6 protein-coding genes are annotated in these 14,442 nt (G+C 64.8%); all 6 read left to right on the top strand.

Annotation, left to right across the window (positions count from 1 at the left end; all coding sequences use genetic code 11):
* The first annotated feature begins 11 nt into the window (after positions 1-11).
* Genes DIC66_RS18665 through DIC66_RS18640 form a run of 6 tightly spaced genes read left to right on the top strand, consistent with a single transcriptional unit; the run spans position 12 to position 14,331 of the window.
* Positions 12-1,835 carry a cytochrome C gene (locus DIC66_RS18665; RefSeq protein ID WP_117179694.1) on the top strand — a complete coding sequence of 608 codons (1,824 nt, stop codon included), beginning with the start codon at positions 12-14 and terminating at the stop codon, positions 1,833-1,835.
* Between the two features lie 34 nt (positions 1,836-1,869).
* Positions 1,870-2,559, top strand: a complete 690-nt coding sequence (locus DIC66_RS18660; protein WP_117179693.1) for a hypothetical protein — start codon at positions 1,870-1,872, stop codon at positions 2,557-2,559.
* Positions 2,501-9,991, top strand: a complete 7,491-nt coding sequence (locus tag DIC66_RS18655) for a hypothetical protein (protein ID WP_117179692.1) — start codon at positions 2,501-2,503, stop codon at positions 9,989-9,991. The genes DIC66_RS18660 and DIC66_RS18655 overlap by 59 nt, the downstream gene beginning before the upstream one ends.
* A gap of 6 nt (positions 9,992-9,997) precedes the next feature.
* A complete protein-coding gene (locus DIC66_RS18650; protein ID WP_147321350.1) occupies positions 9,998-12,457 on the top strand; it encodes a tetratricopeptide repeat protein in 2,460 nt (819 codons plus the stop codon).
* Positions 12,444-12,908, top strand: a complete 465-nt coding sequence (locus DIC66_RS18645; RefSeq protein WP_117179690.1) for a DUF2844 domain-containing protein — start codon at positions 12,444-12,446, stop codon at positions 12,906-12,908. The genes DIC66_RS18650 and DIC66_RS18645 overlap by 14 nt, the downstream gene beginning before the upstream one ends.
* A 7-nt stretch (positions 12,909-12,915) precedes the next feature.
* Positions 12,916-14,331, top strand: coding sequence for a DUF3443 family protein (locus DIC66_RS18640; RefSeq protein WP_158558947.1), 1,416 nt, complete (start codon positions 12,916-12,918; stop codon positions 14,329-14,331).
* The last annotated feature ends 111 nt before the right edge of the window (positions 14,332-14,442 follow it).

Raw genomic sequence — 14,442 nt, 5'->3', positions numbered from 1 at the left:
CAATGGCTACCATGGCGCGCCCCACTTTGCTCCAACAGGTGATGCGGTGCGGGCTGTGCCTGCTCCTGTGGCTGGGCCTGGCGCTGGCAACGGGCGCACAGGCGCAAGGCATCGAGTCCATCATGGCACCGGGCAAGCTGTCGCAAAGCCATGCCAAATACGAAGACGACTGCAAGCAGTGCCATGTCAAGCTGGACCGCAAGGCCCAGGACGGCCTGTGCATGGACTGCCACAAGCCGGTGGGCGCCGACATGCGCGGCAAGACCGGCTTTCACGGCCATCTGGAGCAGCCCCTGACCTGCAAAAGCTGCCACACCGAGCACAAGGGACGCGACTTGAAGTCTGCCGAGTTCGACCAGAAGAAATTCGACCACAGCAAGACCGACTACGCCCTGAAGGGCAAGCATGAAAAAGCGGCCTGCGACAAATGCCATGTGGCGGGCAAGAAATACCGTGAAGCGGCCCAGGACTGCAACAGCTGCCACAAGAAAGACGACAAGCACAAGGGCGCCCTGGGCCCCAAGTGCGCCGAGTGCCACACCGAGAGCGACTGGAAAGAGGCCAAGTTTGACCACGAGACCACCAAGTTTCCCCTGACCGGCAAGCACGTGGATGCCAAGTGCACCGACTGCCACAAGGACAACGTCTACAAGGACACGCCCAAGAACTGCTACGCCTGCCACCGCAAGATCGATGACCAGAAGGGCCACAAGGGCCTGTACGGCGAGAAGTGCGAAACCTGCCACGGCACCAAGGCCTGGAAGCCGTCGAGCTTCAACCACGACAACGACACCAAGTTTGACCTGCGCGGCAAGCACCGCACCACTGCCTGCAAGGACTGCCACAGCGGCAACCTGTACAAGGAAAAGCCCAAGCAGGAGTGCTACGCCTGTCACAAGAAGGACGACAAGCACAAGGAGTCCCTGGGCACCAATTGCGCGGCCTGCCACACCGAGAAAAACTGGAAAGAAGTGGCCAAGTTTGACCACGAAAAAACCCAGTTCCCCCTGGCCGGCAAGCACGCCAAGGTGGAATGCAAGGAATGCCACAAGAGCGTCATGTACAAGGAAGCGCCCAAGGAATGCATAGGCTGCCACCTGAAGGACGACAAGCACAAGGCCAACCTGGGCAAGGAGTGCGGCGACTGCCATAACGCCCAGGACTGGAAGAACACCGAAGGCCGCTTCAAGCACGACCGCACCAAGTTCCAGCTGCGCAACGCCCATGCCGCACCCAGTGTGAAATGCAGCGCCTGCCACAAGGACCTGACCAGCTTCCGCAACACGCCCTTGCCCTGCCTGGCCTGCCACAAGAAGGATGACAAGCACGAAACCCAGCTGGGCGACAAGTGCGAGACCTGCCACAACGACAAGGCCTGGAAGGGCACCAGCTTCAACCACGGCAAATCCCGCTTCCCGCTCACCGGGCGCCACATCGTGGCCGAATGCAAGACCTGCCACCTGACACTTCGTTACAAAGATGCGGCGCGGGATTGTTATTCGTGCCATAAAAAGGAAGATAAACACAAACTGGTTTTTGGTGTGAACTGCGAGTCGTGCCACAGCACGCGTGCCTGGACGACCTGGACGTTCGACCATGACACCCGCACCAAGTACCGGCTGGAGAGCTCGCATGCCAAGGTGGCCTGCGCCGCCTGCCACAAGCAGGCAGCGCCTGCGGGCAAGGATGCCGCGCCGTTGGGCACCTCGTGTGTGGCCTGTCACCGATCGGACGATGTGCACAGCGGCGGCTTCGGCCCGCGCTGCGACCAGTGCCACCAGGTGGAGAGCTGGAAAAAAGTGAAGAGCCGCGTGGGGCAGGGAGCCGACAAATGACAACAAAATACAGTGACGAAAGAGGGAGTACCCCATGGGCAACCTGAAGAACTTGTTAGCGCCCATGCACAGGCTCCTGGGGCTGCAGGGCCTGCGTGGCCTGATGGCGTTGCTGGCTTTCGTGCTTTTTCAACTGGGCTCTGCCCCCCTGGCCCAGGCCCAGACCCAGAGCTCTGACTTTGACCATGCCAGCACCGGCTTTGTGCTCAACGGCCTGCACCAGAGCGCCCGTTGCGAGACCTGTCACGTCAAGGGTGTATTCAAGGGCACGCCCAAGGACTGTGCCTCTTGCCACGGTTGGAACAACCCGCGCGCTGCCACGGTCATGCCGACCAACCACATCCCGACGGCCAACATCAGCTGTGAGACCTGCCACATGGCCAGCCTGTCGCAGTTCGTGGACGCCACCAACACCTTCAGCCATACCCTGGTGCAGTCGCTGAGCTGCCAGAGCTGCCACGCCTCCAACCATCCGCACCCGAACGTCAAAACCAACCCGAAGGATTGCCACCCACCTGGCCATCCTGAACCAGAACACGTCGTGCGACCAGTGCCACACCACACTGCAGTTCACCGGCCCCAAGATCCCCACCAACCACATCCCCACGGCCAAGGTGTCGTGTTCGGCCTGCCACACCAGCACCGATTACGCGGTGGTTCCCAGCATGCGGGCCATTCACGCCTTTGCGCCCTCGGCCAACGCCAATTGCCAGCTCTGCCATAGCACCGAAGCCGCCGCCTATTACTCCAGGCCCAACATGACGATCGTGCGGGCACCGGGCAACCACATCGCCATGAACGGACAAAGCTGCGAGGTCTGCCACGTCGGTGCGGGCAGCAGCCTGCAGTTGCCCGTGCAGGACGGCAACCATTTCAGCGGCTCCATGTTCAGCCACACCGGCATCAGCAGCGGCTGCGCCGCCTGCCACGGGCCCGACGTCAACCTCGGTGCGGGCAACTTCTTTGGCATAGGCAGCATCGTGCTGATGCCCGCCAGCGGTGCGGGCACCGGCCACATACCCGGTTTCACCACCTGCGAAACCTGCCACAGCGCCAACACGCCCACCGGTCAGTTGTCGGTCAACGCCGTACACGCCATTCCGGGCAGCGGCTTCAGGTCGCCAGCGCCCACACCGGCCATGATCCACGCCGGCGTCAGCGGCAACTGCGCCAGCTGCCACGAGTCCCCCTACGCCTGGCTGGGCATGGGCGAGTACGCCCGCACCACCAGCGCACCCTATACGGGCTTCCAGACCCGTCCCATGATCGGTGGCGGCATCTACTCCATACCCGACGCAACGCACCCCCTGTCAGGCGACTGCTCCAACTGCCACAGCGTGGGCTCGGCCTTCCTGGCGTCTGCCATGCCTGGCAACCACATTCCGGTGGCCACCGGAGCGGCCTGCTCGAACTGCCACAAGGCGGGCAACTTCTCCACGGTGCCCGCACTGGTCGACATCCACGCCAATACGCCAGCCGGCAGCCTCTGCGCGGATTGCCACAGCAAGGGCAAGGCGGCCCAGTACGCCATGGCCACCATGACCATCGTCTCGCCACCCAACGGCCACATTGCCGACGTGGCCAACGTGGGCTGCGAAGGCTGCCACGTGGGCGCCAACTCCAGCCTGACCCTGCCAGTGCAGAACGGCGCCAAGTTTGCCAACTCGGCCTTCAGCCACAGCGGCATCAGTTCAGGCTGTGCCAGCTGCCACGGCCCCAACGTCACCGGCAGCAGTTTCTATGGCGTCAGCCGCATCGTGGTGATGCCGCCCTCGGGCGCACCGGGTCCCAATTCGCACCTGCCCACCGTCACCACCTGCGAGAGCTGCCACAACGCCGTGCCGCCAGGCCTGGTGCCGGCAGTGGCCCCCAGCACGGCGCCCGGCAGCACCGGTTTCTACACCCTCTACACCCCCACAGCGGCGCAGATCCACGCCGGTGCCAAGGGCGGCTGCGCCTCCTGCCATGACACCAACTATGTGTGGGTGGGCATGGACAAGTACCCCATCAGCACGGTGGCGCCCTACACCGGTTTCCAGACGCGGCCGCAGCCGGGCGCGGGGGGTACCTACTTTGTCCGGGACGACACGCCGCACCCGGTCACCGGTGAGTGCTCCAACTGCCACGGCAGCCAGATTGATTTCAACGTCAGCGTGGTGCCGCTCAACCACATACCCGTAGGTTCTGCGGCCTGTGCCGCCTGCCACAAGAGTGTGGACTATTCGCAGATGCCCAGCGTCACGGATATCCACGCTGCACCAACCGCTACCGCGTGTGCGGGTTGCCACAGCCAGGCCAAAGCCGCCCAATACAACCTGATGGCCTCCATGAAGCCGGCCATCGTGTCGCCACCGGCCAAGCACATTGGCATGGGCACGCTGGCCAACAGCTGCGAGAGCTGCCACGTGGGTGTGGGCTCCAGCATCACGGCACTGCCGGTGCAGGACGGCGCCAAATTCTCCGGCTCGCTGTTCAGCCACAGCGGCATCAGCACCGGCTGCGATGCCTGCCATGGCGCCAACGTCAACGCCACCACCTTCTACAACATCCTGCCCAAAACCATCTCCAGCCTGTCGCCCAGCCACGTGCCGGTGCAGGCCGGTTCGGCCTGCGAAACCTGCCACGTGGGCAGCGTGCCGGCCATGCTGGTGCCCGCCCCGGGCATGACCACCTTTGCGGGTGGCCAGTTCAGCCACAACGGCATCAACGCGGGTTGCGACACCTGCCACGGCCCCGGCGTGTCCACCAGCGCCTTCTATGGCGTGAGCCAGATCGTGATGCCGCCCACCAGCCCGCCTGGCGCCTCCTCGCACCTGCCCACCTCCACCAACTGCGAGAGTTGCCACAGCACCAGCCCGGTGGCGGGCCTGATACCGGCCACGGCGCCGAATGCCCCGCCGAACAGCAAGTTCATGACGCCCGTGCCATTGGCCAGCCAGATCCATGCGGGTGTGAGTGGCAGCTGCAACACCTGCCACGACACCGGCATGGTCTGGATGAGCATGGGCCAGTACCCCATCAACTCGTCCGTTGCGACGCCAGGCGCCAGCTACACCGGTTTCCAGACCCGGCCCAGCCTGGTCAATTCGGGCTTCAATGTGGTTTACGGATCGCATCCCCCCACGGGCGACTGCTCCAACTGCCACAGCAATTTCACGGCGTTTGCGGCACCCACCAAGCCGGCCAACCACATCCCGACCAACGCCGCCTGCGCGGCCTGCCACACCAGCCCCACGGGGGACTATTCGGTCATGCCGTCCATGGCCGACATCCATGCCAACACGGTGAGCACGGCCACGGGTTGCGACACCTGCCACAGCGACGCCAACGCCGCCTTCTACAACACCATGGCCAGCATGGTGCCCAAAATCGTGTCCCCGCCCGGTGACCACATTGACATGGGCAGCCTGGGCTGCGAAGGCTGCCACGTGGGTGCAGGCTCCAGCATTGCGGCCACACCCGTGCCCAACGGCGCCAAGTTCTCCGGCTCCCTGTTCAACCACCTGGGCGCCACCGCAACCTGCTCCACCTGCCACGGCATGCTGGTCGGCGCAGGCACCTTCTTTGGCGTCACGCCCAAGAGCATGGGCAGCCTGAGTCCGGCCCACCTGCCCGTGGCCAACTCCACCGGCTGCGATGTCTGCCACACCAACAGCGTGCCCACCGGCCTGGTGCCAGCCGCCGGCATGAAGACCTTTGCCGGCGCCCAGTTCAGCCACGCCGGTATCACCAGCGATTGCGCCACCTGCCACGGCCCCACCATCACCGGCTCCAGCTTCTTTGGAGTCAGCAAGATCATCGTGATGCCGCCCTCCAGCGTGCCGGGCGCCAACTCGCACATACCGTCTTCCACCACCTGCGAAAGCTGCCACCTGGGCAGCACGCCCGCGGGCCTGGTGCCCGGTGTGGCGACTGCGAGCCTGCCGGGCAGTGGCTTCAAACAGCCAGCGCCCACCTCCGCCATGATCCACAACGGCATCACCAGCAACTGCTCCACCTGCCATGAGACGCCCAATGTCTGGATGAGCATGGATGTCTACCCTGCCAGCCAGGTGGCGCCGTATTCGGGCTTCCAGACCCGCCCGCAAAAAACCAGCTTCGGCACCTATTTCGTCAAGGATCCGCTGCACCCCGCCACGGGCGACTGCTCCAACTGCCACGGCAACACCGGCAGCGCCTTCACCTCGCCGTCCAAGCCGAACAACCACATACCCACGGCCCCCACGTCGGGCTGCGCGAGCTGCCACACCAACCCGGACTTCTCGGTCATGCCCACGCTGGCAGACATCCACGCCAACGCACCCAGCACCAACAGCGGCTGTGACCAATGCCACAGCGCAGCCGCAGCTGTGACCTACGCCATGCCGAGCATGAGCCCGGCGCTGGTGGGCGTGCCCCAGAAGCACATTGACATGGCGGGCCAAGCCTGCGAAACCTGCCACGTGGGCAGCAACTCCAGCCTGACCCTGCCGGTGAAGAACGGCGCCAAGTTCAGCAACTCGGCCTACAGCCATGCCGGTGTCACCAGTGGCTGCGCCACCTGCCACGGCAGCACGGTCAACAGCACCACCTTCTATGGCGTCACTCCCAAGACCATTTCCAGCCTGACACCGGCCCACGTGCCAGTGAAAAGCAGCATGGCCTGCGAGGTCTGCCACACCAACAACATCCCTTCCATGCTGATACCCCTGGCCGGTGCCAGCGGCGGCATGACCACCTTTGCCGGTGCGCAGTTCAGCCACAGCGGCATCACCACCGGTTGCGCGGCCTGCCACGGGCAGGGCGTGACATCCAGCACCTTCTACGGCATCTCCAAGATCGTGGTGATGCCGCCGTCCTCGACGCCCGGCGCCGGCTCGCACCTGCCCACCACCACGGTGTGCGAAAACTGCCACCTGGGCAGCACGCCCTCCACCCTGGTGCCCGGCGTTGCGGTCAAGGCAGCACCCGGCAGCGGCTTCCTGGCGCCCACACCCACGGCCAGCATGATCCACGCCGGCACCACCGGTAACTGCCTGACCTGCCACGAAACCAATATGGTGTGGATGAGCATGGGCCAGTACCCCATCACCACCGTGGCACCGTTCAAGGGCTTCCAGACCCGGCCACAAGCCTCCGCAGGCACCTTCTTCGTCAAGGACACCACGCACCCGGCCACCGGCAACTGCTCCAACTGCCACGCCAGCATGGCCGACTTCACGGCCAGCGCCGTGCCGGGCAACCACATCCCCATCAAGACCGGGGCCACCTGCACGTCCTGCCACACCAATGTGGACTTCGCGGTCATGCCCACGATTGCCAACATCCACTTGTATGCACCGTCGAGCAGCACCAACTGCGCCCAGTGCCACAGCGCCACCAACGCCGCCTACTACAACACCATGGCCAGCATGAACCCGCCCATCAAGACGGTGTCGGGCACCCACGTGGACATGGCCGGCCTGGGCTGCGAGTCCTGCCACATCACCACCGGTGGCGTGACCTCCAGCATGAGCCTGCCGGTGGGCAACAGTGCCAAGTTCAGCAACTCGGCCTACAGCCATACCGGCGTCACGGCGGGTTGTGCCAACTGCCACGGCAGCACCGCTGCCATTCCTTTTGACGGCGTGACACCCAAGGCCATGTCGGGCCTGGCGCCGGCGCACATTCCCACCAGCCTGGCCTGCGAGGTCTGCCACACCAGCGTGCCCAGCGGCCTGATTGCGCTGAGCGGCGGCGTGGCTCCCAACACCTTTGTGGGCGGCAGGTTCAGCCACAGCGGCATCACCAGCGGTTGTGACACCTGCCACGGCGCAGGCGTCTCGGCCAGCAGCTTCTATGGTGTCAAGGCCCTGGTGGTCCTGCCCGCCACCACACCGCCTGGCACCAACGCGCACATTCCGTCCCCGGTCAATGCCCAGTGCGAGGCCTGCCACCTGGGCAGCACACCCACCACCCTGGTGGGCGTGACCACGGTGCCGGCGCTGGGGTCCACCCTGTTCAAGACCCCCATCCCGAGCGGCGACATGGTGCACACCGGCGTCAATGCCAATTGCAACAGCTGCCACGAGAAGGGCTACTCCTGGCTGGGCGTGGCCCTGTACCCGCGCACCAGCGTCTTCACCACGGGCGGCACCTACACCGGCTTCCAGGCGCGTCCCTTCGGCGGTGGCACCGGCTACTCGATCAATGACGCCTCGCACCCCACGGGCACGGCAGACTGCTCGCAATGCCACGGCAGCACGGTCAACTTCCGGGTGGACGCCAAACCGGCCAACCACATTCCGGTGAACCCCGTGGCCTGCACGGCCTGCCACACCGCCACCAATCCGCTGAACTTCGGGGCCCCCGTCACGGTGACGAATGTCCACGCCAACGCCTTGTCGGGCAGCACCTGCGCCACCTGCCACAGCGTGACCAACGCGGCCAAGTACGCCATCCCGGCCAATGGTTTTTCCATCAAGGCGCCCGATGCCAAGCACATCCCGTTTGGCACCACGGCCTGCGAGACCTGCCACATTGGCAGCGGCAGCAGCATGACCAGTACCACCGTGGTGGATGGCAACAAGTTCTCGGGCTCGCTCTACAGCCACAGCGGCGTGACCACCGGTTGCGCCACCTGCCACGGCCCCAGCATCACATCGACCAGCTTCACCGGTGTGAGCTCCATCGTGGTGGCGCCCAAGACCGCACCGCAGGGCCTGACTTCGCATATCCCCTACACCGCAGCCTGCGAGACCTGCCACATGGGCTCCACGCCAAGCGGCCTGTCCACCGTGACCGGCAGCAAGCCCGTGCCGGGCAGCGGCTTCAGGCTGCCCAAGCCCACCGGCGTGATGATCCACGCCAACAGCACCGGCTTTGCCTGCAAGGCCTGCCATGAAGCCAACTACCGCTGGATGGGTGTGGACCTGTACCCCATCAGCCCCACGGTGGTTACCACCGGCGCCTCGTACACCGGCTTCCAGACCCGCCCGATTGCCGCGGCCACCCAGTACAGCGTGGCCGATGCGGCGCACGCCGTGGGCGGCCTGGCCACGGGTGACTGCTCGCAGTGCCACAGCGGCACCACCGCCTTCACGGCCGCCGGCCTGCCCGCAGGCCACATGCCCACCAAGGGTTCGGCCTGCTCCACCTGCCACGGTGCCGATTACTCGGTGGCCACGCTGATCAAAACCGGCATCCATACCGGCATCACGCCGGGCCTGCAGACCTTCACGGCCGCCACCATCGGCACCAAGACCTGCGTGACCTGCCACACCGTGGGTACCGGTGGCATCAGCGGCACGGCGCCGTTTACCGGTTGCGCCACACAGGCCACCTGTGCCACGCCGCCACCGCAGAACGCCTACCAGCCCATGCTCAAGGACGCCAAGGGCCCCCACGTGCCGATTGGCAATACCGACTGCAATGGCTGCCACGCCAACTTCACGTCCTTCTCCGGCATGCTCATGAAGCCGGGCAGCACCACGCCTCACAACAACGTCAAGCTGGGCGGCGTGCAATGCCAGCAATGCCACGAGTTGGGCATGTCCTGGTTCGGTGTGCTCGACCTGAAGGTGCGCGTCGCCAGCAAGCACACGACAGCCAACCGCAAAGCACCCAATGACTGCAGCAACTGCCATGACCTGGGCGGCTTCCGCGCCCTGCAGCGCCCGGTCATGCGCGAAGCCCTGGTCAGCCCCGGAGCCGACCGTCTGCGCCCCGGTATCTTGACCAGCAGGCCCAGCCGCGGGTCCCTGGGCAACAGCTTTGACCACAAGGGTGTGGCCGTGGGCCAGTGCAAGACCTGCCACGACGGCAAGTCCGCCTCCGGCATGCCTGCGCGCCACCTGATGGTGAGCAGTTCCTGCGACACCTGTCACCGCACCACCACCTGGACCCCGGCCCAGTTCAACCACAGCGGCGTGTCACCCAACACCTGCCAGGCCTGCCACAACGGCATGGGCGCATCGGGCAAGCCGGCCGGTCACTTCATGAGTGCACGCTCCTGCGACAGCTGCCACAAGACCATGAACATGGGCTGGAAGCCGGTGAACTACCAGCATCTCTCACCCAACTACAAGCCCAGTCCGGATATGCTTACCTGTGTCAGCTGTCACGTGACCAATGGTGAAATGATTCCGCGCCAGATGCGCGGACTCACCCGCACCAAGCCCATACCGGTAGCGCCGTAAATAAAGATGTCAAAACGCATTGTCTGGATCGTAGGCGCAGCCTTGGCGCTGCTGGCGCAGGCGGCTGCCGCACAAACCATTGAGAGCCTGGACTGGGTGGAGGCCTCTGGCACCAGCGTGGCGCGCCTGACCTTTTCCGCCAGCGTGCGCTTTCTGCGCCAGGCACCCAGCCCGGCTACGGCCACCGACCTGGCGCAGCTGAGCTTCCAGATTGTGGCCGCCGACGAGCAGGTGACGGGCCAGACCGTGGAAGAAGGCAAGCGCCTGGGTGCCGCAGCAGGCCGGCCGCGCATCGATCTGGTCTACGTGCCGGTGCCCAAGGTGGCCACCAAGCTGCTGACCCTGCGCTTTAGTGAAAAGGTTTTGCTGCAGGTGCGCCAGGGCCCGGGTGCCCGCACGATTGACCTGGTGTTCAAGAGCCGCATGGCCGGTGACCTGTCTGCCGAAGGCGCCCTGCCCGAACCCGCCGAAGCCCCGCAGGACCGCCGCTTTGCCGTGGTGCTGCAGTCCACACTGGCCGACCAGGGCGCGCAAATGCCGCGCATTCCCGCCGAGTTCCAGAACTACGATGTCTACACCCAGCCCAGCGAGCGTGCGGGCGTGAAGCGTGTGGACCTGGTGCTGGGCTTCTTCAAGACCCAGCAGGACGCGCAGGCCGTGCGCCAGCGCGCGCTGGAGCGCTTTCCGCAGGCCGCCGTGCTGAGTCTGGCGGAGGCTGCGGCAAAAGCTGCTCCGGCTGCCGCAGCGCCAGTCGCTGCTGCCAGCGTGGCCGCAGCCCCAAGCGTTCAGCCGCAGATCGAAACCGCCGTGAGCGATGTGGACGGCCAGGGTGAAGCGCTGTTGGCCAAGGGCCGCAGCGCCTTTGCCGAGCGGCGTTTCCAGGACGCCATTGATGCCACCAACCAGGCCCTGATGCTGCCGCCCAATCCGTCCAGCCCCGCCGCACAGGAACTCATTGGCCAGACCTGGGAGGCCATGAGCCAGCCCGACAAGGCGCGGGCCGAATACCAGCTGTACCTGAAGCTCTACCCGCAGGGGGAAGCCACCGGCCGCATCACGCAGCGCCTGGCCAGTCTGGGTGTGGCCACCGCCGCCACAGCCAAGGCCGACGGTGCGGGCCTGAAGGCCGACAAGAAGCGGCTCAGCGCCACCGGCAGCGTGTCGCAGTATTACTACGGCGGCCAGACCAAGACCGACTCGCTGGTCAACATCGCCACCGGCATTGACCAAAGCACCCTGACCCGCACCAACCAGTCGGTGCTGGTGTCGAGCTGGGATGCCACCGGCCGCTACGAAACCGATGACTCCGTCACCAAGCTGGTGATGCGGGGCTCGCGCTCGGACAACCTGGCCAGCGAAAGCGCGATCAGCTCCACCACCCAGGGCCTGGTCAGTGCGGCCTACGTGGACTACCGCCATTTGCCCAGCCGCCTGGATGTGCGCGTGGGCCGCCAGTCGGCCATTGGCGGCTCGCTGTTCGGCCTGTTTGACGGGGTGTCCATGGCCCTGCCGGTGGCTGAAAACTACAAGGTCGACGCCATGCTGGGCGTGCCTGCCAATACCCTGGTGTCGGCACCCCAGCAGGCGCTGGCCGGTGTGATGCTGGAGGCCGACAACCTGTTCGAGCACTGGGGCGGCAATGTGTCGCTGGTGGAGCAGACCACCGAGGGCATCTCCGACCGCCGCGCCATAGGCACCGAGCTGCGTTACTTTGGCGAATCGCTCTCCATGTACGCGCAGCTGGACTACGACATCAATTTCAATGCCATCAATGCCTTCACGGTGCAGGGCTCGTTCCAGGGGCCTTACGACACCACCGTGACCATGCTGCTCGATGACCGCAAGGCGCCCAGCCTGCAACTCAGCGACGCGCTGATCAGCCAGGGCGGCGCGTCGCTGTCCAGCCTGCTGCAAGCCAACAGCATGGCTGCCGTGCAGGGCTTTGCCCTGGCCACCGCAGCCGAAGCCAGGCAGGCCATGGTGAGCCTGTCGCGCGCGCTGTCCAGCAAATGGCAGGGCTCCATGGACCTGCGGTACAGCGAGGTGGGTGCGCTGCCGGCGGTGGGCAACTTCCAGGCGCAACCGGCCACGGGCGCCCAGTACAACGTGTCGTTCCAGCTCACAGGCTCCAACCTGTATTCCAGCCGGGACATCAACGGCTTCAACGTGAGCTTCATCACCAGCAGCACCATGAACGGCACCCAGCTGGCCTACAACAACCTGACCGGCTTCATGGACAACAAGATCAGCCTGGAGCCGTCCATCCGCTACTACACCCAGACCGACAACGCGCAGACCAAGATCAGCCGCATCTCCCCTGGCCTGCGGGTTTCCTACAAACTCTCGGAGCGTGCCAACCTGATGGCCGAGGGCATTTACGAGACCTCGCAGACCGACGGCCTGACCAACCACGAAACCGGCGAATCCGTGTTCTTCTACCTGGGCTACCGCTATGACTTCCAGTAGCCCGGCGCGCTGGCTGCTGCTGGGCCTGCTGGCTGCATCACCGGCCTGGGCCGGCCTGGGTGAGGCAGAGAGCTCCATCGACAGCGCACGGGTGCGCATGCGCGCACAGCATTCCCAGGTGCGCGCTGCGCAGTACACCGTGCATGAACTCAAGATGGCCGATGGTTCGCGTGTGCGCCAGTTCGTCGCGGGCAACGGGCAGGTGTTTGCGGTGAACTGGACCACCCTGTACAAGCCCGACCTCTTCAGCCTCTTGGGCAGCTCGTACGGCAAGTACAACGACGCCGTGCAGGCGGCTGCGCAGCGGGGCGGCATCCAGCGGCAGTTTCGCCACGATGGCGCGGACCTGGTGGTGCAGTCTTCGGCCCACCTGAATGTGTACCGGGGCTTTGCCTACAGGCCCTCCATGCTGCCTGCCGGCATGCGTTTCCAGACCCTCGGACAAGGTTGACCGCCGCGTGAAACGGATCTCCTGGCTTGCCTTGGCCCTTGCTGTGCCCGCCTTTCTGGCAGGGTGCGGAGGCGGCAGTTCCACCACCACCACGATCAGCGGAAGCGGGCTCAACAGCCTGGGTTTGAGCCCGGCCGTGGCCACCAACTTTGTGCAGACCGAGAACAACCTGCAAATCAAGGTGGAGGAAGGTCCACAGTCCTTCGGCATCAACACCAATTTGCTTTACGCCACGGTCAAGGTTTGCACGCCGGGCGATGCCACGCAGTGTGACACCATCGACCATGTGATCGTGGACACCGGCTCGGTGGGCCTGCGCGTGCTGGCCAGCAAGGTTGTCCACGCGGTGCTGCCGCCCATCCAGCTGTCCGCGAACCTGGCCCCAGTGCAAAACGCCTGGCAATGTTTTCCGTTTGTGATCGGCGGTCTGTGGGGCGCCAACGTAAAAGCCGACATCATCCTGGGCACGCAGAAGACCACCTTCCCGCCGGTTGCCATCCAGCTCATCGATGACCAGGGAGCACTTGCGCCCACGGCCAACTGCCTCGATGTGACCAACTCCACGGCGCAAAACTCCAACATCCTGAGCTCGGCTGGCAGCCTGGGGGCCAACGGCATTCTGGGCATAGGCAGTACCAACCTGGATTGCGGCTCGGACTGCAAGTTCGGCCAATACCAGGACCGCCCGAACAACATTTTCACGGGGTCTTCGGTGCTCTATTACATGTGCCCGCAGGGCACGAGTGACCCCACAGCCTGCAGCCTGGCCCCCATGGACGTACCCTTTCAGGTTTCCAATCCGGTGTCGGCACTGGCTACGGCTTTCAGTGGCGGGGTCGCGCTGGTCATGCCTGCCATTCCGGACGGTCAACCGGGCGCTGCCACTGCCAGCGGCGAGTTGATCCTGGGTGTGGACACGCGGGCCAACAACACGGTGCCCACAGGTGTCCGCAAGGTCAAGCTGGGCGTGGGTATGGCGCTCAACCCGGACTCGTATCTCAGCATCACCACCCAGTTCAACGGGATGACCTTCGCCAACAGTTACCTCGATACCGGCACCAATGCCCTGTTTTTCTACGACCCGTCCATTGCCACCTGCAGGGGTTCGACCTGGTACTGTCCACCGGGCAAGATGAACGTCGAAGCGCTGCTCTCGGATGGTGACGGCCCGGTGCCGCCCCCGCTGGCCGATACGGTGGCCGTGCCCTTTCAAATTGGCAATTTTGAGGCGCTGAGTTCGACCCGCAACACCGCCTTTGGCAATGCTGCGGGTTATGTGCCCATGACATCAGGTGCGCCGGACACCACCACCTTTGCCTGGGGCATGCCCTTCTTCTATGGCAAAAAAGTCTATATGTCGATTTGGGACATCACAGGCCCCATCGTTGCTCCCTGGTACGCCTGGACCGCAGCCCCACTTTAAGAAAACCCTAACGAATCTTCCAGATGATGCAGGGCGCTTTACCGGTGCTTACAAGCCGGGCGAACTAGCTTGACTTGCGTCATGGTCTGGCAGTGGGCGTAGGCGATAATG

It is taken from the genome of Rhodoferax lacus, from assembly GCF_003415675.1.
GTDB classification, from domain to species: Bacteria; Pseudomonadota; Gammaproteobacteria; order Burkholderiales; family Burkholderiaceae_C; genus Allorhodoferax; species Allorhodoferax lacus.
The sequence above is the reverse complement of the archived record's forward strand: the minus strand, read 5'-3'. Positions and strand labels throughout refer to the sequence as shown.

Excerpts from the sequence above, each read along its gene's own strand:
- DIC66_RS18645 (WP_117179690.1), top strand. The coding sequence starts at position 12,444 with ATGACTTCCAGTAGCCCGGCGCGCTGGCTGCTGCTGGGCCTGCTGGCT.
- DIC66_RS18655 (WP_117179692.1), top strand. The coding sequence starts at position 2,501 with ATGCGGGCCATTCACGCCTTTGCGCCCTCGGCCAACGCCAATTGCCAG.
- DIC66_RS18665 (WP_117179694.1), top strand. The coding sequence starts at position 12 with ATGGCGCGCCCCACTTTGCTCCAACAGGTGATGCGGTGCGGGCTGTGC.
- DIC66_RS18660 (WP_117179693.1), top strand. The coding sequence starts at position 1,870 with ATGGGCAACCTGAAGAACTTGTTAGCGCCCATGCACAGGCTCCTGGGG.
- DIC66_RS18650 (WP_147321350.1), top strand. The coding sequence starts at position 9,998 with ATGTCAAAACGCATTGTCTGGATCGTAGGCGCAGCCTTGGCGCTGCTG.